Annotated in this window: 20 protein-coding genes; 7 read left to right on the top strand and 13 right to left on the bottom strand. The window is 54.9% G+C overall.

The window, feature by feature from the left end; genetic code table 11:
* Positions 1 to 182: 182 nt before the first annotated feature.
* Positions 183 to 1,133, bottom strand: a complete 951-nt coding sequence (locus ACZ3HH_RS16425) for a GlxA family transcriptional regulator (RefSeq protein WP_465805852.1) — start codon at positions 1,131 to 1,133, stop codon at positions 183 to 185.
* 212 nt (positions 1,134 to 1,345) lie between these two features.
* Here ACZ3HH_RS16425 and ACZ3HH_RS16430 point away from each other — a divergent pair, with 212 nt between their 5' ends.
* Positions 1,346 to 2,068, top strand: a complete 723-nt coding sequence (locus ACZ3HH_RS16430) for a pirin family protein (protein WP_465805853.1) — start codon at positions 1,346 to 1,348, stop codon at positions 2,066 to 2,068.
* A 179-nt stretch (positions 2,069 to 2,247) separates the two neighbouring features.
* Here ACZ3HH_RS16430 and ACZ3HH_RS16435 read toward each other — a convergent pair whose 3' ends face one another.
* The gene (locus ACZ3HH_RS16435; RefSeq protein ID WP_465805854.1) at positions 2,248 to 4,059 is read right to left on the bottom strand and encodes an ABC transporter ATP-binding protein; all 1,812 of its coding nucleotides are present in this window, start codon (positions 4,057 to 4,059) and stop codon (positions 2,248 to 2,250) included.
* Between the two features lie 245 nt (positions 4,060 to 4,304).
* Here ACZ3HH_RS16435 and ACZ3HH_RS16440 point away from each other — a divergent pair, with 245 nt between their 5' ends.
* The 6 genes from ACZ3HH_RS16440 (at position 4,305) to ACZ3HH_RS16465 (ending at position 10,998) form a co-directional block, all read left to right on the top strand.
* Positions 4,305 to 4,718: a VOC family protein gene (locus ACZ3HH_RS16440; RefSeq protein WP_465805855.1), complete on the top strand. Its 414-nt coding sequence runs from the start codon at positions 4,305 to 4,307 to the stop codon at positions 4,716 to 4,718.
* A gap of 601 nt (positions 4,719 to 5,319) precedes the next feature.
* Complete coding sequence (locus tag ACZ3HH_RS16445) at positions 5,320 to 6,051, top strand: winged helix-turn-helix domain-containing protein (protein ID WP_465805856.1); 732 nt, start codon at positions 5,320 to 5,322, stop codon at positions 6,049 to 6,051.
* Between the two features lie 11 nt (positions 6,052 to 6,062).
* Entirely contained in the window at positions 6,063 to 6,812 is a 750-nt protein-coding gene (locus ACZ3HH_RS16450) for an EAL domain-containing protein (protein WP_465806093.1), read from the top strand.
* A gap of 38 nt (positions 6,813 to 6,850) precedes the next feature.
* On the top strand, positions 6,851 to 7,519 hold the full coding sequence (locus tag ACZ3HH_RS16455; protein ID WP_367372040.1) for a winged helix-turn-helix domain-containing protein: 669 nt from the start codon (positions 6,851 to 6,853) through the stop codon (positions 7,517 to 7,519).
* 491 nt (positions 7,520 to 8,010) lie between these two features.
* Positions 8,011 to 9,405 (top strand): undecaprenyl-phosphate glucose phosphotransferase, encoded by a 1,395-nt coding sequence (locus ACZ3HH_RS16460; protein WP_465805857.1) that lies wholly within the window; start codon positions 8,011 to 8,013, stop codon positions 9,403 to 9,405.
* 141 nt (positions 9,406 to 9,546) lie between these two features.
* Positions 9,547 to 10,998, top strand: a complete 1,452-nt coding sequence (locus tag ACZ3HH_RS16465; protein WP_465805858.1) for a hypothetical protein — start codon at positions 9,547 to 9,549, stop codon at positions 10,996 to 10,998.
* A gap of 25 nt (positions 10,999 to 11,023) precedes the next feature.
* Here the strand turns inward: ACZ3HH_RS16465 and ACZ3HH_RS16470 are convergent, their stop codons facing one another.
* The 11 genes from ACZ3HH_RS16470 to ACZ3HH_RS16520 form a co-directional block, all read right to left on the bottom strand.
* The gene (locus tag ACZ3HH_RS16470; RefSeq protein ID WP_465805859.1) at positions 11,024 to 11,383 is read right to left on the bottom strand and encodes a VanZ family protein; all 360 of its coding nucleotides are present in this window, start codon (positions 11,381 to 11,383) and stop codon (positions 11,024 to 11,026) included.
* Positions 11,380 to 13,470 (bottom strand): YjbH domain-containing protein, encoded by a 2,091-nt coding sequence (locus ACZ3HH_RS16475; protein WP_465805860.1) that lies wholly within the window; start codon positions 13,468 to 13,470, stop codon positions 11,380 to 11,382. The genes ACZ3HH_RS16470 and ACZ3HH_RS16475 overlap by 4 nt, the downstream gene beginning before the upstream one ends.
* Before the next feature lie 8 nt (positions 13,471 to 13,478).
* A complete protein-coding gene (locus tag ACZ3HH_RS16480; RefSeq protein ID WP_465805861.1) occupies positions 13,479 to 14,246 on the bottom strand; it encodes a capsule biosynthesis GfcC family protein in 768 nt (255 codons plus the stop codon).
* Complete coding sequence (locus ACZ3HH_RS16485; RefSeq protein ID WP_465805863.1) at positions 14,243 to 14,902, bottom strand: YjbF family lipoprotein; 660 nt, start codon at positions 14,900 to 14,902, stop codon at positions 14,243 to 14,245. Before ACZ3HH_RS16485 ends, ACZ3HH_RS16480 begins: the two co-directional genes overlap by 4 nt.
* 14 nt (positions 14,903 to 14,916) lie before the next feature.
* A complete protein-coding gene (locus ACZ3HH_RS16490) occupies positions 14,917 to 16,029 on the bottom strand; it encodes a polysaccharide biosynthesis/export family protein (protein WP_465805865.1) in 1,113 nt (370 codons plus the stop codon).
* 87 nt (positions 16,030 to 16,116) lie between these two features.
* Positions 16,117 to 16,389, bottom strand: a complete 273-nt coding sequence (locus ACZ3HH_RS16495; protein WP_465805867.1) for a hypothetical protein — start codon at positions 16,387 to 16,389, stop codon at positions 16,117 to 16,119.
* A 429-nt stretch (positions 16,390 to 16,818) separates the two neighbouring features.
* Positions 16,819 to 17,358 (bottom strand): dTDP-4-dehydrorhamnose 3,5-epimerase, encoded by a 540-nt coding sequence (gene rfbC / locus ACZ3HH_RS16500; RefSeq protein ID WP_465805869.1) that lies wholly within the window; start codon positions 17,356 to 17,358, stop codon positions 16,819 to 16,821.
* Positions 17,355 to 18,233 carry a glucose-1-phosphate thymidylyltransferase RfbA gene (gene rfbA / locus ACZ3HH_RS16505; RefSeq protein ID WP_465805871.1) on the bottom strand — a complete coding sequence of 293 codons (879 nt, stop codon included), beginning with the start codon at positions 18,231 to 18,233 and terminating at the stop codon, positions 17,355 to 17,357. The genes rfbC and rfbA overlap by 4 nt, the downstream gene beginning before the upstream one ends.
* 45 nt (positions 18,234 to 18,278) lie before the next feature.
* The gene (rfbB, locus tag ACZ3HH_RS16510; protein ID WP_465805873.1) at positions 18,279 to 19,349 is read right to left on the bottom strand and encodes a dTDP-glucose 4,6-dehydratase; all 1,071 of its coding nucleotides are present in this window, start codon (positions 19,347 to 19,349) and stop codon (positions 18,279 to 18,281) included.
* Positions 19,350 to 19,351: 2 nt separating this feature from the next.
* The gene (locus tag ACZ3HH_RS16515) at positions 19,352 to 20,476 is read right to left on the bottom strand and encodes a DUF1972 domain-containing protein (RefSeq protein ID WP_465805875.1); all 1,125 of its coding nucleotides are present in this window, start codon (positions 20,474 to 20,476) and stop codon (positions 19,352 to 19,354) included.
* On the bottom strand, positions 20,466 to 21,560 hold the full coding sequence (locus ACZ3HH_RS16520) for a glycosyltransferase family 4 protein (RefSeq protein ID WP_465805877.1): 1,095 nt from the start codon (positions 21,558 to 21,560) through the stop codon (positions 20,466 to 20,468). Before ACZ3HH_RS16520 ends, ACZ3HH_RS16515 begins: the two co-directional genes overlap by 11 nt.
* Positions 21,561 to 21,562 lie beyond the last annotated feature (2 nt).

Raw genomic sequence — 21,562 nt, forward strand, 5'->3', positions numbered from 1 at the left:
CACGTTCTCGCGCTGAAAACCTGGCCCGGCAAGGTACCGCAAAATCCATTGCACGAGTCCATCCAGGCTCCCGCACCTCCATGGCAAAGAGTTCACGGGTATCTTGGCAGGCATGGATGTCGGTACAACGGCCGCGGGAGGAGCGTCACGGCCATCACGGTGCGCGTGACGGACAACGGCCCCTAACTGAACTGTTCGCGGTATTGAGTGGGGGTCAGGCCGAGCTTTTCACTGAACAGAAAACGCATATGCCGCACGCTGCCAAAGCCACTTTTATAGGCCACGGTCTTGAGCGGCAGGTCGCTGGTTTCCAGCAGATTCCTGGCGCAGTCGATGCGCGCGCTTTGCAGAAACTCCATCGGCGTCATGTTCACTTCCCGGGCGAAAACCCGGGCGAAGTGCCGCGCACTCATGTTCACCAGACTGGCCATGCGTTCGATGCTGAACGCTTCATCCAGGTGTTCGAGTACATGGTTCTGTACCCGGGTGATCGGCGTTTCATGGGGTGCCACTGCCGCCATCAACGGACTGAACTGCGCCTGCCCGCCCTGGCGCTTCATTACCACCAGCAATACTTTGGCAACGTCCTGGGCGACTTTCTTGCCATGGTCCTGGGCAACTACTGCCAGCGCCATGTCGATGCCTGCGGTGACACCGCCAGAGGTGATGAGATTGCGGTCCTGCACGAAAATCTGATCAGTCTCGACGGTGGCCTTGGGGAAGCCCTTGATCAGACGCTCGGTGTAATGCCAGTGAGTGGTCACGCGATAGCCGTCCAGCAGCCCGGCATGCCCGAGCACGAACGCACCGGTGCAGATCGAACCGTATCGGCTCGCACGGCTGACAGCGCCCTGAAGCCACGCTAGCAACGGTGGATGTTTTTCGTTGTAGGCCCCCGGCCCGCCCGGCACCAGCAACAAGTCATAGCGTTCGTTCGCTTGATCGATATGCAAATCGGCCTGAACGTTGACGCCGTTTGAGGCTCGCAATGCACCATGCTCGGTGCCGATGGTTGACAGCTCGTAACGATCGCCTGGCTCCAGATAACGATTGGCGATGGAAAACACCTCTATGGGACCGGCCATATCAAGCAGAAGAAAGTCGGGGAACAGCACCATTGCCACGGTTTTCATGGGTTGCACATCACTGTTATCAAGTCATCGGAACGTAGTGTCAGCGTTGAGCATTATGGCCAAATGTAACAACAAGGATACGTGAATTCGCGCACATAACTGTCAATCTGAATGAGACAGTATTTCAATTTCCATCTACTTATTGCACTAACTGGTAAACATTAACCTTCTCCTCACTCGGACGAATTCACGTCCTGACAGGAGATTTCATCATGCTGACCCTTCGTAAAGCTTCGGATCGCGGCGCGGCCAATCACGGTTGGCTGAAGTCATTCCATACCTTCTCCTTCGCCAATTATCGCAACCCGCGGGAGCAGGGTTTTTCCGACCTGCTGGTGATCAACGACGACCGCGTGGCGGCCGGCAAAGGTTTCGGTCAGCATCCTCACCGCGACATGGAGATTTTTTCCTATGTGCTCGAAGGTGCCCTGGAACACAAGGACACCTTGGGCACCGGTTCGGTGATCCGCCCCGGTGACGTGCAGTTGATGAGTGCCGGCAGCGGCGTCGCACACAGTGAATACAATCACTCATCGACACGCCCGGTGCACTTCCTGCAAATCTGGATCGTGCCGGACGTTAGCGGCGCCAAACCGCGTTACCAGCAAGAGCACTTCAGCACGCAGAAAAAACGCGGGCGCTTGCAACTGATCATCTCCCCTGACGGGGCCAACGGTTCGCTGAAAGTCCGGCAGGATGCGCGGGTGTACGCCGGCCTGATCGACGGCAAGGAAAGCGCCACGCTGGAACTGGCTGCCAATCGCTACGCCTATGTGCATGTGGCGCGGGGCAGTGTCGAGCTGAACGGCGTGCAGTTGCAGGAAGGTGATGGTGTGCGGGTGCGAGAGGAGCAAGTGCTGACCTTGAGCAACGGCGTGGATGCCGAGGTATTGGTGTTTGATTTGCGGCCGCAGGAATTGCCGGAAATGCCGTGAGGCCTGGTGAGCCTAAAACTCCCCCTGTGGGAGCGAGCCTGCTCGCGATTGCGGTTAAGTACTCAACAACGATGTTGGCTGACCAGACGCTATCGCGAGCAGGCTCGCTCCCACAGGGGATATGAGATGTCCTTCGCAATCACGCTATTCTCGGAACTGACGCATGAAGACTGCAAAAACTACCGATAACCACGAGCCTGCACGTTGAACAACTGCGCATAGCGCCCGCCCGCCGCGACCAGGCTGTCGTGATCGCCTCGCTCAAGGATCGCCCCCTGGTCGAGCACAATGATGTGGTCGGCATTGCGCACGCTAGAGAAGCGGTGAGAAATCAGCAACGTCATGCGGCCTTCAGTATGTTGACTGAAATGCTCGAACACCGCCGCTTCCGCCGCAGGGTCCAGGGCTGAAGTTGGTTCATCCAGAATCAAAATATCGGCGTCCCGGCGCATGTAAGCGCGAGACAAGGCGATTTTTTGCCATTGCCCACCGGACAATTCCTGCCCACCGGCAAACCATCGCCCTAGTTGCGTGGCGTAGCCGCGATCCAGATGTTCGATGAAAGGCGCGGCCATGCCCTCCGCGGCCGCTTGCTGCCAACGCGTTTCATCGTCGAACGCCAGGGTATCACCCACCCCGATGTTCTCGCCCACGGAGAACTGGTAGCGGATGTAGTCCTGAAAGATCACGCCGATGCGCCGTCTCAGCGCCTCCTCGTCCCAGGACTGCAAATCGCTGCCATCCAGCAAAATACGGCCCTGATCGGGGCGATACAGCCGAGTCAGCAACTTGATCAGCGTAGTTTTGCCTGAACCGTTTTCCCCCACCAGCGCAATGCTGTGCCCGGGCAGCAGGTGCAGATCGATGCCCTGCAAAGCGTCGCGGCTCGCCCCCGGATAACGGAAGCCGACGTTCTCGAAACGCAAGCCATCGCCGGGCACGGCGCCCACGGTCAAACTTCCGCTATCGGCAATAACCGGCTCGGCCAAATACTCATAGAGACTCGACAGGTAAAGGCCATCCTCGTAGAGACCACTGATCGCGCTCAAGCTACTGCTCACCGCAGCCTGCCCCTGCTTGAACAGCACCAGATACATGGTCATTTGCCCAAGGCTGATGTTGCCGTGAACGGTATCGACCACGACCCAGGCATAGGCCAGATAAAACGCAGCGGTGCCCAGCAGCCCCAGCACAAAACCCCAGCCATCGCGACGCAGCGTCAGGCGTCGATCTTCGGCGTAAAGACGCGTAAATGTGTCCCGATAACGTTGCAACAGCAGCGGCGCGAAGCCGAACAACTTAACCTCTTTGATGTAGCCTTCATGGGAGAGCAACGTCTCGATGTAATTCTGCTGCCGACTCTCCGGCGCCCGGCGCGTAAACAGGCGAAAGGCATCCCCGGAAAAGTGCGCTTCGGCAAAGAACACTGGCAACGCCCCGACCACCAGCAGCACCAATGCCCACGGCGAAAAATGCACCAGCAAGACACCGAAGCTGATCAACACGATCAGGTTCTGGATCAGCCCCAGCGACTTCATTACCAACGCCAGCGGACGGGTCGATGCCTCGCGCCGCACCCGTAGCAGCTTGTCGTAGAACTCGGAATTCTCGAACTGCACCAACGATAACGTCTGGGCCTTCTCCAGAATCATCGTGTTGACCTTTTGCCCCAACTGCACCCGCAACAGCGATTGCTGAACCGACAGTGCACGCTGTGTCCCGGACAACAATGCGAGCACGCCCGCTTCAAACAGCACATACCGCACAACCGGCCATAACGGCGCACTGCCCTGCTGGGCGTGCAACTGAATGGCGGTGACTACTGCATCGACAATCCGCTGCCCCAACCAGGCTGCCAGTGCCGGAAGCACACCGGCAATAAACGTCGCAAGCACTAACCCCAGGAACAGCCCCCGAGATGTTCCCCAGACCAGCAACAAGGCACGTCTCGCCTGGTCGAGCAAAGAGGCAAAACGGGTCAGGACGGGCATAGGGCGATGGACTCGGTGGCGGATGTCAGAGAAGCGCGCTGGTTCTACAGTACGTGGAATGAGCCAGCGACTCTACGGGGTTATGACGCGATAAGGCTGGCCACGCCCATATTAAAAACATCTAAAAAAACATCATCACTCGCTACGTTTTAGCGCTTTGCTATGGGGAGTCAATGCCCATCGGGATTCGAGGACGAACCTGAACGTCCAGCCGATGTGCCCTCTTTAATAACCGGGAGCAAAACATGAAAATCAATCCCTACCTGATCTTCAATGGCGACTGCAAGGCTGCTTTCACGTTCTACGCCAAAAGCCTGCCAGGCCAGATAGAAGTCATGATGACCTTCGGCGAAACCCCGGCTCGCGATCATGTTCCAGCGGACTGCCACAACCTCATCATTCACACGCGGCTGCTGGTCGCAGACCAGGCAATCATGGGGTCGGACACCACACCTGATCGCCCCACCGCCAGCATGAGCGGTTGTTCGGTTTCATTGAATGTCGACAGTGTGGCGGAGGCAGAGCGGGTATTTGCTGCGTTAGCGGAAGGCGGCAGTATCCAAATGCCGCTGGAGGCGACGTTCTGGGCAGCTCGTTTCGGAATGCTGGTCGATCGGTTTGGCGTGGCTTGGATGGTGAATTGCGAGAAGGATCAGTAACCGGTCCACCCCGGTTAGTACATCGAAATAATGGCGCTTCAATATCAACTTTAGTGTTTTTTATTCAATAACCAAACAGAATAACTACACGATCACAAATTCAGTTTCCGACATAAAATCTTACAGATACAATGCAGAAAGACTCAATTATTATAGCCCCCGCTTCGTTCGCCCTAAAAAGAGGCGCTCGTTACACGCTTCGCCTCCTGGATGCGCACTCGCATCGCCCTAGAACACCGTGGAATATCCTTATAAATCAACTCCAGTTTTCAAAAATGCAGGCATCCGCACAGTTCATACGCAGAAACCTTTCAGTTGTGCCTCGTTCTGTCGCCCGAATTAGGGGATCAGTGATGCATCTGTGTTGTTCATAGAAAAGTCAACCTAAAGAGCCTGAGCGGACTGATAAGGCTGCAGCAACTAAATCGGTCATCATCAAAACAACTGGTTTAAGCCTTCGCAGTTGCCTGTGCCGTTGAATCAGCTAAAACCTTTGAGGATGGAATGACACGTGTTGACGGCTGGAAATGTTATAAAAAGTCAGATAATTTCAGTATTTTGTGTATTAAGATTGCAACGCCAGCACATAAGAGTAATTTGTATGATGAGTTCTGAGAGCAAAATCGAAAATAGCCAGAGAGGTATTCTTGCTATTGGGCGCACTTGGCGCTCGACAGAGAAACTTCGCCAGCTATTTGTACCGAATCTCACGCATGTTTATACATTAGATTACCCGAACCCAGTAAGCCTTGATATCGAAACTCAAACGCTCGATACCGTTTTAATCGATATTGAAAGCCCTTCCATTCTTGATGACTGCCTGGCACTGATCAAGAAGTTACGTTCGACCCCGACCGAACTGGCCATTATCGTAACCATTAATTATCGCTCTCCGCATACTAAAATTGAATGCTACCTCGCTGGCGCTGATCACTGCATCAATGTACCTAATGATCAGGATGAAAAGGCCAGGCTGATTTCAGAGTTGTTCGACACTCCGGAATGGCACCCCAGCATAAAGTTGATACTGGACCAAACATGCCTGCACTTATACAGCAATGATTGCAAACTGGATCTGGCCTATCAGGAAATGAAAGCCCTGGAGGCACTTATTAACGCAGAAGGCAATATTCTGCACCATGATTGCATGGCCGAATCCATGGGCTTGAATATAAAACTCTACGACTCACGCGTCTTGGAGAAGTCCATAAGCCGGCTTCGAAATAAAATCAAAAAACACTTTGGCATTAACATCATTCACAGTGTTCGTGGTTATGGCTATCGACTGCTTCGAGGAGTCGTATCAGTCAATCAAGCAAACTTTCACTCTTAAAGGACTAAATGATGGAGCCCGGCAGGCAACCTATAGTGCACGAAAACTTCGCATTGGTTTTCTTCAGGCAATCGATTCTGAAAAGAAACGATGAACTGTTCGGCAGCGAAATTTATGCCAAGGCAACCAAACAGGAGACACCTCTGAACAAGGGGTATCAACAGCTGCATTCCGATCATCCACTGGCGATTTATCATGAAGTCCTGACACGGATCCAATTGAATGCCCTCTCACAGATTGAGGCCACCCCGTCCGCACAGACGCCCAATAAACTGTTCGTGAACATGAATCAGTCTGCTTTATTGGATAAAGCGCTCATTAAGGAGATGAACGATGCTCAAGCGATACTCAAGAAGCATGAGCAACAACTGATCCCCAGCATTAACAACAGTTCGCTCCTGTCGTTCAACCTGAAAGAAAAAAGAACCATTATCAATCATATTCACCTATTGAAAGACAATGGGATCGAGATCGCTTTCGATGGCTATGATTTAAGCGACGATAGCACTGAAAAACTGATCAGCCTGACGCTGTTCGATTACATAAAAGTAGACCTGACCAAATCCAACTTCGACATCATGGTCGAAAACAGTCAGGATTTTTTCGACAGGTCTTATGACTGCCTGAGCGGCATGATCCATGACAGCAAGATCAAATTCGTGGCGGACCGAGTGGAGCACAAAGCACTACACACACTGGCCCGCAGCATGCCCTTCGACTTTTTTCAAGGGAGGTACTACTCGCCCACTGAGCTTATTTAAGTTTTGAAAACTTCACCAGACTAGGAAGGAACCTTATTGTGAACACGCCGAATAACAGCTTTCTGATTTTCACCCGGGACCAGCTTGCACGACAAGCAATCGAATCGCTTCTCGCGCAACGCCTGTATTTATCGTTTGAAATCGAGTCAGGTAAACTCAGCAGCGAACGCATCCGAAAGAATCGATTCACGCACATCCTGCTCGACCAGGCGGATATATCGCTGAGCGATGTCAGTTTCATTCGTAAAAATCAAAAAGATGCGGAAATCATCCTCATCACGCCGAACTCTGAACCTTCGGAGCTTCATCACTTTTCGCACTTCGGTATTGATGGCTTTCTCAAGAAACCGGTGGCCGACGAAGAGTTCATCTCGGCAGTCAGTCGGGTTAAAGAGTCCCAGGGCAATCCTGACATCTGGTGGTTTAACGCTGACGATCGAACACTGGTCAAAGAAGACATTACTATTCCATTGACCGGTACCGAATCGTTAATGCTCACCCAACTGGTACTCAGCGATCGACGTGTGCTCAGCAAAAACGATCTTATCCTGCGCATCGATAAAGACCCGGAACAATATAGCGGCCTTGAAATGTGCCTGAGCCGATTACAGAAAAAGTTCAAGACGGCGGCCAATGGAGAACGGCTGATCCGTTCGGTTAGAAACCGTGGTTACTGCCTGGCACAAAGGATAAGAGTCGCTTACTGAGCGAGTGATCGCATAAAACAATAACAATAAATGCGACTCTCCGCCCCACCTGACACACCTACTACCCATGATCTGCCGCCTTGCACTGCATTTCCTGATTTACGCCAAATACCCCTCCCATGGCTCCGGCCCCGCTTCATCCCTCGCATACCCGGCAAACGTCTATCGAATACTGCAATTATATAGACGATTGAGCGATACCCTCCTAACAAAAGAGCACGACCTTTTATAACAAGGCCTCTGAAAGCACGACCGTTATAATTCGTCAGACACACAAAAAGATTTAGGTACTAGTATAAAAACCTGACACTGAGACAACCGTATCAGCTGACTTTAAAACAAAGCCTGGATGGCCAGCCATAAGCCCCGTTATTCCCTTCTAATAATAAAAACATTTCCTGACTGACGCGCTCGCTCAGCCTTTGTGCGTGGCTGCCATTTATTAACCGTCGACTGATACACAACGTGGCGCAGGCCCGAGGGACACCGCGATGGTACATAATCGTATTAATCGAAATAACATAACCAAAGGACTGACCTTCTGGGGGCAATGGATAATTGCCATCACTTCGGTCAATACATTGTTATTTGGTCTGGCGTTGTACCAGACAGGAGAAATCGACGCCCATTATCGTGTGCTTGCAGTACTCACGTTCCTCGGCTCGGTCCCTTCCTACTCCCTGCTGCTGGTCTATCACAAGCAGCATAGTTACCTCAGCGGCTTGGCGCGCCTGCTACTGGGATGGCTGCTGCTGCTGGCCGGACTGACCAGTATTGGTTTTTTCAGCAAGACCAGCGAATTGTTTTCCCGGGAAATCATCGTGGTCTGGGCCGCGGCCGGTTATTGCATTCAGGCCTTGCTGTATCTGCCATTGCACAGTTTTTCCAAGCACTACCAGCGGCAATTGCACAGCCAGTACAACACCCTGATTATCGGCACCGATCAACTGGCGGTGAATCTGGCAGACAAACTGACCAAAACCGAGTACCCGCCGCTGGTGGGCCTGATCAGCTCAAATCCCAACGAGCTGTCTACCCAGGTCAATGCCCACCGGGTTCTGGGCCCATTGCAGGAACTGCGTGAGCTAATCCAGGTGCACGACGTCCGGCGGCTATACATCGCGCTGCCCTTGAGCGAAGCCAAACAGGTCGAGGCGCTGTACATCGACCTGCTCGACGCCAATGTCGATGTGGTCTGGGTTCCCGACCTGGGCAGCATGACGCTGCTCAATCACTCCATCAGCGAACTGGACGGCCTGCCTGCCATCCACCTCAATGAAAGCCCGCTGACCAGTTACCCGACAGCGGCGCTGAGCAAGACCTTGCTGGACAGAAGCCTAGCCGCCCTCGCGCTGATCGGCTTCAGCCCGCTGCTTCTGGTGATCGCCGCCGCCGTGAAGATGTCTTCCCCGGGCCCGATCATCTTCAAACAGGAACGGCACGGCTGGAATGGCAAGATCATCAAGGTCTGGAAGTTCCGCTCCATGCGCCTGCACGACGACCATCAGGTCCGCCAGGCCGGCCGCGAAGACCCACGCATCACTGCAGTCGGCCGCTTCATACGCCGCACCTCCATCGATGAACTGCCGCAGTTCTTCAACGTGCTGCAAGGCCATATGGCGCTGGTCGGACCGCGGCCTCATGCGATCGCCCACAACGACTACTACACCGGCAAGATTCAGGCTTACATGGCCCGCCATCGAATCAAACCGGGCATCACCGGCCTGGCCCAGATCAGCGGCTGCCGTGGCGAAACCGAGACCCTCGACAAGATGCAAAAGCGTGTGGAGATCGACCTCAACTACATCAACAACTGGTCGTTGTGGCTCGATATCAAGATCCTGATCAAGACGCCCTTCACGCTCTTTTCGAAGGATATTTATTAACTGCTGAGACGTTCACGCTCATAGCCCGTCTATTTTCTTCAGCTCATTGTGAACAGAGCTGCAGCCGGGCAGTCAGGTCTCTGACTGCCCGGAGCTCCCCGCCCCCACCACCACCTCCATCCCATTTTTCCAGGTTGAACCATGCGCCCTATTACCCGACGTCAGCTACTCGCCGCCACCGCCTGCGGGGCTGCCGGCCTGGCCAATGCCGCCGATCCGGATGCGGGTCCGAACATGGTGGGGTTTCTGCAATCGGGAACGGGGACCGAATTGCGCACTGTGGGCGACAAGCTCAAGGAACGTCACAGCCTGCTCGACTTCATGAGCCAAGCGCAACGAGACGATGTGACCTCCGGAGCCGCACTGCTCGACCATACATCCGCGATCAATCGAGCCTTTGCCTCGGGATATGAAATCGAGCTGCCGGACGGGGTGCTCAATGCCCAATACATCGACTTGGTCGACGGTACTCGCGCCATCGGTAAGGGGCATATCGCCGGTCGTATGGATACCAAGAACTGGAGCGGCACGGTGATCAGAGCCTTGCCCTCCAGCGAACGAAAATTCATCCGCATGCCTGAGGGCAAAATCAGAGGGGTTTTGCTGGAGGGGTTTACGCTGGCCGGCGACCATCTGCAAAACCCGTTGCAGGACGGCATCAGCCTGGAGGGAGTGGTGTCAGGCCATGACGGCGGCTTGTGGGATTTCGAGCTGCGCCGCCTATTCATCAAAGGGTTTTCCGGTGACGGATTGCGGCTGGTTGGGGGCTATAAGGATTATCAGGCTCCCGTGCAGTTCGGCCATGTCGCTCATGTGCTCGTTGAACGACCCGTGGCCACGGCGCGCAGCTTGGTGTTGATGGGGCAGTGCGAACATATCGAATTCGACGAGTGCCGATTCGATGGCGTTTATGGCCTGGGAACTGTGGGCACGGGTTCCTTTATCGGCAGGTTCGATCCTTCCTACGACATCAGGCCCAACAACATCACCTTCACCAATCCCAGCTTTCAGCGCGCCAGCATCGGCATCGAAATCGACCGCTGCGAAAACATCGTGATGATTGCGCCCTGGTTCGAAACGGTTAAAACCGCGATCGAACAAAAGAACTCGTCAGCCGGACTGGAGTTGATCGCGCCACGCTTCGCCAATGTCGTCACCGGCCTCGATTGCGGCAAGAACTGCAGAGCATCGATTCGATCCCCCATCGTCGCCGGGAGCATGTCGAACCTAGTAGTCGGCAGCGACCATGCCGGCGTACGGTTAGATTCACCCTCCAAGGGCGGCGTCGAAACTCGCGGTGTTCATTCCACTGTTTCGTTCAATGCAGGACGCCGGCTTGAGGTCAAGGCTCATGTCTTGGTTAATGTCGAGTTTGGCCCGGGGCTGACGATAGAAACGATCAACGGCTACCACATGCCCGGCGAAACCTTGACCCTGCTGGTCAGTTCCAATCCGGTAAGATTCGCCACGGGAGGTAACCTCGCACTCGGGAGTCAGGGGCCTTATAAAATATTGGCTCCTGGCAGCAGCATTACCTTCATTCGAACAGACGCACCCGGCGTCGCGGCCTGGCAATGCATCGGGCTGGTGTGACGTAGCAAATCCTCCCCGCTGATGCCTAGCGCAACCAGTACCTCGCGACCAGCAAGCCCATCAGCGCACCGATAGTATTTGCCAGCATGTCGTAGGGCGAAGCCGTGCGCAGCGGCATCAAACCTTGCGCGGCCTCGATGAGCACGCTGGTGAGCAAACACCCCAAGGCTATCCAGCGAAACTTCACGCCGGGAAACGCCAGACGGCAGCTAAACGCAAATACCAGAAAGCCAATCCAGTGATGGAGCTTGTCCTCTTCGGCGAACAGCTCCGGGATCGGCTGCGAGCGTAAACCCGCGAACAGCAGAATCCCGGTCACCGTGGCAAAGACCAGGCCCCGGAGCCAGAATGGCAACTCGATCAGGCCTTTGAACCACGTAATCATTCGGTAATTTTCTCGAAGTTGTTGTAGAACAGATCGCTGTCACGTCCATCGGTCATGGTTTGCAGCGAGTAGGCACGACTCAGGCGCGCACCGCCATCGCGGGTCAGTGGCGCCCAGACGATATTGGCCCGACGCATGGTGGAGGTACTCATCAGTTCGTCGAACGGGATGGAAATATAGATCCCTTTGTCGAAACTGCCCTCGCCATACTCTTCCTTCGACGCGCTGGTCAGAGTGACCCAGCCGCCAAACTTCACGCCGTTCTTGAACTCCCTCGACAAATCGACGGTGGTGCCCCAGTCCCGCGCCAGATAACGCCCGACACTGACCGCTGCAAGCATGTCGTTCGGCAGCTCAGTATAGCTGGTGATATGGCCGGTCACGGTCTTGTAGTCACGCAGGCCGAAGCCCTGATCAAAGTCCCGCTGACGCACGAAGTTCAGGTCTGCGCCCACCGACCAGCGTTTCCCCGTGGGTCGATACAGCACTTCGCTGCCGACGCCGGCGAACATGGATTCCAGATAGCCGCCGTAGACCATGCCATACAAATCCCGATCCAGCTGCGCCGCATGGTTGAACTGGAACGTAGGCATCGTCACATCGGAGGTGGTCACGTATTGACGCAGATCGGTGCGCACGCGCGGTAGCCCGCTCGGCGCGTCGTAGGTGAACTTGTCATAGTTGTTGAGCAAGTTTGCACTGAGCAAGCCGCTCCACCAGGTATTGCGGGTGAAACGGTACTCCGCGTCGACATCGGCGGTGAACTGATAGAGCAGTCCGTCGGGACCGCCGATGTTCTGTTTGTAGCCCAGGCCCAAGCCATAGCTGAACGGTTCCAGCGCCTGGGTGTAGAGCGTGGTTTCCCGGTGCGCAGTCGCCGGATTGACCTCGGTCGTACGGTGCAGATCCTTCAGCGGCTGGTCGTTGTTCACGACTGCGCGGAACGTTTCGCGCGGCACGCTGGTTTCCTCGATGGACATGTCATAACGCTGGTTCACCAGGGTGAACCAATCGATGTCCTGATTGACGCTGTTATCGAGAATCCGGCTGGCTCGCCCGACAGCTTTGGACGGATAAAAATAGCGAGACTGCTCGCCATACACCATCAGCTCCGAACCGCGCTGGGTAATGCGTTTCACCTTGTAGCCGGCATTTTGCTGCAACCGGTTGGAGACATCGGCCCAGTTAACCTGGTCAGCCGGGGTCGACGGTGCCTGTGCCGGCAAGGGCTCGGCGGGCGGATCATACGTCTTGACCGGTGCCTTGCGGCTGACAAAGTTGGTGTGCAACGTGATGCCGAACATCGCCGTATTGCCACGCTCCCAACCAGCGCTCAAATCGATGCTGTCCGCGAGTTTGTAGACCACGCCGATGTTGATCGGCAGATCTTGCTTGATCGAGTTGTCCAGTGGCTCATTCTTGTAATCGTTGCCCTCGTACTCGATCTTCAGGCTCAGCGGTTCCCACGGCGTTTGGTAGGCAACCCCGCCAAACAACGAAGGGTGGCCCCTGAAGTAAGCGTTGGCGTTCACATCCCCTGCCCTGGCGACCGCCGCCGAGCTCTCTGGCCGGTCGTTGAAACTGCTGCCGAATACCGCCAGCGGATTGCTGAAATCCCCCCGATTACCCAGATAGCCCCAAGCAATGCCGAGACTGAAATCCAGCTCGCCATAACGCTTGTTGGCGACGAAATACTCGCTGGAAAACAGCCCGGTACCACCGATATCGCGAGCACCGACGGCGACCTGCGGTGCCCAGTGACTTTCTTCCCAAAGCCGCGCTTTGAAGTCGATGGCCTTGTCCTTGAAGCTCTGGTCACCGCTCAACTCCTCGGTGCCGTACTTGCGGTTGGTGATCGCGGTGTAGCGAAACGAGCCCTCCAGCCAATCGAACGGCTGCAAGGAAAAACTGTAGCGCGAGTAAGGGTCGGTACGACTGGCCGTGGCGCTCAGCTCCCCCGCGGGGGCCATGCGCGCGGTGGGGGTCTGCAACAGACCGACGCCACCAAAATCACTCTGGGTGTAGCGCGGTTCACCATGAGCCCATCCACAGGGCAGGAGCAAGACAGCAGCAAAACGTAACTTCAACAGGCACTTCAAGGAGCCACCTCAGCCAAGGGTTGAGTGGCGAGAAACTCGGCCAGTTGTTGATTTAGCTCGGGGGTCGGGACCTCAAGATCGTCGTTCCTGATCGGTACCAGGATCTTGCTGCCAGGAGCAGCCACGACGCCCTCCTCGCGATTCCATGCCGCCACGCCCACGCGCCGTACCTGGCCGTCGGGCTGGATCAGCCACAGATAATCGCGCTCGGCGTCGTCGAGAATGGTGCAGTCCCGAGCATAAACACGGACTTCCTGCAGGGCGCGGTAAGGCACATGACAGGGCTGCGCGACTGCGCCGAGAACTTCAACAGTGGACGGCCGCGCGGGATAAATAAGGTGGTCACCATCATCCAGCAAAGCGTTGCGGGCGAAGCCCACTTCCACGGCGATCGGGTCGAGCACGGCGACCTGACGCCCAGTGACCGGCAGTCGCTCGATCTGCTCATACAGGCGCGCACTCAAGTCTGCTCGTGTGCCCCTGCCATCCAGCAAGGCACCGCGTTGCAACAGTTTCAGATCGAACAGGACCCCGGCCTTCAATCGCGCCTGTTGATCCATCAACGAGCGGTGCAGCCATGCCGCGCCCAGCCAGTAACTTTCGGCATTGGGTTGGGCGTCGCGAATGACGTCCATCAAGCGTGCACCGGGTTTGACATCGAAGTGGCCGGGGCTGCGCACGTCACCGCTGACCGTGACGGCCGCTTGGCCGACACCGGGGCCGATCAACAGCAGGCCAAGCATTAAAAGATTTTTGCACTTCACCGGGCAGCTCCCCGATCAGGGCGTAACTGCACAATTTTCAGGAGCAGCTGCGGCGTCAGGTGCTGCTCGCTGCGCAGGATAAAACCGTCCCGGGGGTCGACCCAGTAGCGGTTGGTGGCGCGGAAATTCAGGGTGGGTGCATCCACCTGCTCGTCGATGCGCAGCAAGGCGTAATCCTTGTCCAGAATGCTGATGGTCTCGATGCCGTGAGGGCTGAAACGGCTGTTGACCGCGATACCAATTCGGTTGCCGTCGTAGATGTCGACCCAGCGCGTGCTGGTGTAACCCTCGGGCAAGTGCTGAAGACCGCGTTTGAACGGTGACTCATCATTGAAGCGAGTGCCGTCCAGAGAAACTCCCAGCCCGACGGTGCGTACCACCAGACCGTCGCGCATCATGAGTACTTGCTTGCCAGAAGCGACCCAGAACTGCAGGTCGCCCCGCCGACGAGCCATGGCCATCACCCCCTCGCTGGAGGTGGTGGTGACCAGGATCTGCGGATAAGGCACGGCGTCGACCTGAGCGCGGGTCAAATTGATGGAGGCAGGCCCCGTGACGGACGCTTCAAGCGTGTCCCAGGAAGCCCTCATCAACGGGTTACACCCGCACAACAAGAGCGCCATCGTCAGACAGGCGCAGGTAGGCAAAATTTTCACGGCGGGATAGAGCCTTATCTGCTGTTAGCTTCGCTGAGGTTATTAACAGAGCTGGCGCCGGTCCCGAGGACTGCGGCCGTAGGCAGAAGCTGACTGATCAAACGGTTCCAGCGCGTCACGCCGGCCGGACCGACATAGACGATGTCTTGCGGCTGCAAGTCGAAACGGGTGGCCAGCACCAGAGCCGAAGGCGATTCGGCATCGAGCTGAAACACCTTGGCCGGTTCGGTTTCGAGATTGTCCGCGCCGCGAATCACGTACACCGCGTTGCCATTGGAGGTGGTCTGGTTCAAGCCTCCTACAGTGCCCAGAGCATCGGTCAGGTTGATCGATTTGCTCTTGAAGCTCAGCGCGCGAGGCTGGTTGACCTCACCCATGACATAGATTCGCTTCTGGTCGTTATAAGGCAAGTACAACCGGTCGCCACCCTTGAGGTAGACGCCCTGCAGCTGTGAGTCCTGGCGATTGAGGGTGTCCAGATCCAGCTTGTATTCGCGCCCGTCCCGGGTCAGCGTCAGGCCTGACAGATCTGCGTTCAAAGGATCCACACCGGCCGCACCAACGGCCTCCACTACGCTCAGCGGGGTGGTCGTGATCGGCTGCTGGCCAGCTTTGAGCACCGCACCGGAAATCACCACGGTCTGGCTGGCGAAGCGCAATACGCTGACATCGACCTGGGGGCTTTCGACAAATTGCGACAAGCGCTCGGCGATAAAGGCTCGCAACTCTTCGATGGTTTTCCCGGCGGCCGGAATATTGCCGATGTAGGGATAAAACAGCGTGCCGTCCGGACGAACCAGGCGACCGTTGGCATCGATTTGCTGCTGCGGGCCAGAAGGCGCCGTCAACTCGGGATGATCCCAGACCGTAATAAACAACAGGTCATTGGCGCCCACGCGATAACCGCCCGGAACATAGGACAACAACGCCGGGGGGACCGATTCGCGAACTTGCGTGGCAGCATCCATGGCAATCAATTTAGGCGTGATGGGAATAAGCTCCACCCGGCTATTCTCCGGAGAGCCGTCACTGACCATTTGACTGGTGTCCATGTGTTGACCAGGCGAAAACATACAGCCGTGCAAGCTGATACTTGCCAGCATAACAACAGATAATCTACGGATCATAATGGCACTACGCTAGTCGAGGGCAAATCTAAAACAAGATCACCCAGAAAGTTCTGAGTGATCTTGAACAACATACTTCGCGGGGTATTAGTTGGTACCGGTTGTACCGGTAGTACCGGTTGTACCAGTGGAACCAGTCGTTCCGCCATTGGAACTGCCACCGGAGTTTGAAGCAGCCGCCGCAGCGCCGAGAATGGCCGCGCCGACCACCATGGTTTCGGCGACCGTCACCCCCCCGACCAGCGGAGTGTTCAACGACAGTGGCTCGCTTTCGCTCGCCGCCTTGCTCACTGGTTCATCCGCTGCCAACGCCGCGGTACTCATGACAGCCAGCAAGCCAGCCGTAAGTAGCTTCTTCATATCAGACTCCTTCTCGACATCAACTTTGCATTAGATTTGATACTAGGGACCGGGAATGGGACAGCAGGTGATAGAACTGACACCCGTAAATTGAACGAGACAGTTCATGCACATTGCCTCCTTTGGAGAATGTCATTTATAGGCAATGCATGCCATATGCAGAGCCTTGTCACCTCATCCGAAAAAACGTTTTCACGGGGCAGGACGCACCGACAAAAAAGGAGATTTTCCAAGACGTTTACTGCGAAATAAGACATTTTCGGCACGAACTCCCGACTACGAATAACTCGCCCCTCGTGCCGATTGTTATTATTAGTCAGGATTTTCCCGACCCCTTATCCCGCAAGGTTCTATTGTGATTGGAGATTCAAGGAAAAATAACATCAGGTCATAAATAGTTAATATTAACTATAGACCATTATTAATCGATCATTCACCGCTCAACACAGCGCGCAAGCGCGGGTTTCGCAAGTCTTTTTCCGAGAGTTGAGGCGACTCCAATGGCCAGGCAATATCCAGCTCCGGGTCATTCCAGAGCAGACCACCCTCGTCCTCGGGGTAATAAAAATCGGTGCATTTGTATTGAAAATCGGCGGTGTCACTGAGCACACAGAAACCGTGGGCATAACCCGGCGGCACCCATAGCTGAAGATGGTTGTCAGCCGTCAACTTGACGCCCACATGTTCACCACACGTGGGGGATTCTGGATTGATGTCCACCACCACGTCGTACACCGCACCTTGAGTGACCCGCACCAACTTGCCTTGGGGCCGGGTCTTTTGGAAGTGCAAACCACGCAACACGCCATACTGCGAGCGCGAGTGATTGTCCTGGACGAAAGGCAATTCGATGCCGGCGTCGCGATAACGCTCCTGGTGATAACTCTCGAGAAAGAACCCGCGGGCATCGCCGAAGATTTTAGGCTCGATGATCAGTACACCGGGCAACCGGGTATTGATGACATTCATTTCGCAGGCTCCGTGGCCAGCACCCGTGCCAGGTACTGGCCGTAACCGGTTTTGTGTAACGCGGTGGCTTGTTTATCCAGTTCCGCGGCCGACAACCAACCCTGGTGGTACGCCACCTCCTCCAGACAAGCCACTTTCAAGCCCTGACGTGCTTCGATGGTCTGGACGAAATGCCCGGCCTCCATCAACGAATCATGGGTCCCGGTGTCCAGCCAGGCAAAACCCCGCCCCAGCACGCTGACGTGCAGATCTCCGCGCTCCAGGTAGGCGTTGTTCACGTCCGTGATTTCGAGCTCGCCGCGGATCGAAGGTTTGACTTGCTTTGCAATGCGCACCACGTCTTTATCGTAGAAATACAAGCCGGTGACGGCATGGTCGGACTTCGGATGTTTTGGCTTCTCCTCGATCGAGATCGCCTTGCCGTTATCGTCGAACTCGACAACGCCAAAACGCTCCGGATCACTGACTCGATAACCGAAGACGGTGGCACCAGTCTGTCGTTGCGACGCTTCACGCAGCAAGGCGCTAAAGCCATAACCGTAGAAAATGTTGTCGCCCAGAATCAGCGCCACATTACTGTCGCCGATAAAATCCTCGCCGATCAGGAAGGCCTGGGCCAGACCATCGGGAGAAGGTTGTTCGGCATAACTGAGTTCAATGCCGAAAGAAGAGCCATCACCCAACAGGTTCTGGAAGTTGGGTAAGTCCTGCGGCGTGGAAATAATCAATATCTCGCGAATACCCGCCAGCATTAATACCGACAGCGGATAATAAATCATCGGCTTGTCGTAGACCGGCAGCAGCTGTTTGGATACACCACGGGTAATGGGATGCAAGCGGGTGCCGGAGCCTCCCGCCAAAATGATGCCTTTCATATGAGGATTCCCTTCAGAGTTGAATAGAGGCAGGGCTTGAATGGTTCAACCGATATGGCCAAGACGCTCCGGGCGGTACTCACCGTTAAGGACTCGTTGCCACCACCCTTGCTGGTCCAGATACCACTGAACCGTTTTGCGTATACCGCTCTCAAAGGTTTCCTGTGGTCGCCAACCGAGTTCACGCTCGATCTTGCCCGCATCGATGGCGTAACGAAGATCATGCCCCGGCCGATCCTTGACGAACGTAATGAGATCGCGATAACGCTCGACGCCAGCAGGCTTGTTGGGTGCCAATTCTTCGAGCAGATCGCACAGGGTTTGCACGACCTCAAGATTGGTTTTCTCGTTATGGCCGCCAATGTTGTAGGTCTCGCCAACCTTGCCCCGGCGTACGACCTCGCATAAGGCGCGGGCATGATCTTCTACAAATAACCAATCGCGAATCTGTAAGCCGTCACCATAAACCGGCAGAGACCGCCCATGGATGGCATTCAGAATCACATGGGGGATCAGCTTCTCGGGGAAGTGATAAGGACCGTAATTATTCGAGCAATTGGTCACTAGCACTGGTAGACCATAAGTGCGTTGCCAGGCTCGAACCAAGTGATCCGAACTGGCCTTGGACGCCGAATAGGGAGAGCTTGGCGCATAAGGCGTGGTTTCACTGAACAGGCTATCAGTCCCTTCCAGGTCGCCATAAACCTCATCGGTAGAAATATGGTGAAAGCGAAACGCCCCCTTCACTTCTTCCGGCAATCCGCTCCAATAACGCCGGGCAGCCTCGAGTAAGGTATAGGTCCCGACAATATTGGTCTGGATAAAGTCTGCAGGGCCGTCGATAGAACGATCGACATGGGACTCAGCAGCCAGGTGCATAACTGCATCTGGTTGAAACGTCGCGAATACCTGATCCAGCGCTTGGGCGTCACAGATATCGACGTTAAAAAAGTGATAGCGCGGTGACTCGGCGACGCTGGCCAACGATTCCAGATTACCGGCATACGTTAACTTATCGAGGTTCGCCACTTCGTATCGAGTATTTTCGATCAGGTGCCTGACGACGGCAGAACCAATAAAGCCGGCGCCGCCGGTCAGCAGAATACGCATCGTCATCATCATCTCCCGACCGACTGATGGGGATACCACTTAGCCAATAACTCTTCGTACTGAAGCAAGATCTGATTCCATGTAAACCGCTGATGAAAGCGGGTACGACTAGCCGTTTCCATCTGCTGTTGCGTTGAATCGTCCGTCAGCAGTTGAGTAAACAAGACGCTGCAAGAAGCTTCATCCTTGAAATACGCGGCGCCACTTTCCGTTACCCAGCGATTGAATAGGTTGTCGTGGGCAATGACCGCGCAACCCGCGCCGAGCGCCTCGACCAACGATGGATTGGTTCCACCGACACGATGCCCGTGCAGATAAAACCGGCAGTAAAAGCGCAGCGCCTGCACGACGGAAGTCTCATAGATTGCTCCGGGAAAGATAACCTCGGCGCTGGCCGCGTCCATGACCTGTTTATGGTACGGATTACTATTCGGTTGAAAGTTACCCAGAACGACCAGCGTGTGATTGCGCAGTGTGGAACTGAATGCGCGAACCATTTCCAGAAACGAGTTTTCGGGTTCGGGGCGGGCAATGATTACCGAGAACTGACCCGGTTCAAGGCCATAAGTAGCCAGCAATGTCGGATCAGCACCGGTGACCTCATCCCCGCCATAAGGAATCATCGTGATCCTGGCGGCGGAGACCCGTGTCGCGAGGTGCTCTTTGATCTTGGGGTGATCGGCGACCAAGTGATTGCCCATCCAGCAGCCGGCCCGTTCATTGAGCCAGAACCAGGTCTTGGCAATGGTTCCCCATTTATCACGCCGCCACTCAATACCATCCATGTTAATGATGTTGGTCTGGCCTTTGAGCCTTTGCAGCAAACTGAACACGGCGGTGTTGTAACCCAGCGTCAGAAACAACCCCTGTTGCGATGCCGCATGACGCGTGGCTTTCCAGTCAAAAACAACTGTCCCCAGCGCACCTGCCTGGGTCACCGGGATATGAATCCTGTTGACATCGTTCCAGGTGCTATAAGTGATTTCTCCGAGGCCCTCTTCCTGGCAGTAGACATACACTTGCCAGCCGTGCGCCGTTAAATAAAGCGATAGCTTTTCCGCGAAGGTTTCAAAACCACCGTGTTCAGCCGGGACACCTCTTATGCCAAGGATATAAAGTTTCTTAGGTGTCATGTTGCATCTCTTTGAATAATGTTGAGAACTTGCTTTCGAACACTTCCAGGCTGAAGTCTCGAGTACGGGATAACGCATTATCAGACAGCGTCTTGTATTTCTTCGGATCTAGCGAAATCCTGCTCACTGCGCTGTAAAGTTCTTCTATGTCGTACGAAGAAATCAAATAACCTTCGATATCACTGCGCACCAATTCGGTAGGGCCACCTACGGGAGGAACGATCACCGGCAAGCCATGGGACATCCCTTCGAGAATGGTCAGACCGAATGTTTCTATCCAGCCATCAGGTCGGGAAAGATTCAGGAGCAAATCAGATCGCGAATAAAAATCCGACAGGTCCGTTTGACGAGGATAAATTGCCACATTGCCCGGAATGTCGATATTGGAAAAAAAACTATCAATTTCACTCAGACTGGCATTAAGCACCAGAGTGAAACTCAGGTGTTTGTCATCCTTGCTGCGCTGCGCCAGGGCCAGGAACTCCATAACACCCTTGTAGGCCTTCAAGGAACAGATCATTAAAGAAGTGAAGCCGGGCTGCTCCTTCACTCGATACTGTTTTTCAACCTCGGAATCCAGCGCATTATGAATAATCACTTGGGGGAGTTTGGTAAAACCTTCCTCCTGCATCAGATAATTTGAGACGAAGACCACTTTGGTACTGGTTTTCTCAATGACCAACCTGAGAAACCGTTTCAGAATATTGGGTTTTATCGATGTTTCATGCACATGATAATAAACCGGTATTCCTAACAGCTTGCCCGCCAACGCAGCCCCAAAGGGCATCATGGTATTGACATAAAACACCACATTCTGCCGCCTGTATTTCAGGCACTGAACAAACAACAAGCCTTGAGAGATCAGGTAGTAGCCAAGGGTCAGTAACTTATTCTCTGACCGCTTATAAAAAAGCCTGCTCTGCACATCGGCCACGCCGCCCAAGAAGCCGTCGCCGTGAGCACTGGTGATCACCTCGGTGGCTATATTGTTATTAGCCGCCGCCTTCACTACTTGAGACAAGACTTTTGGGCTACCACTTCTGTCGTTGAACAGATGAATGAAAACCAACTTCTTTGAGTTCATGC

Source organism: Pseudomonas sp. PME37.24/025, from assembly GCF_055556615.1.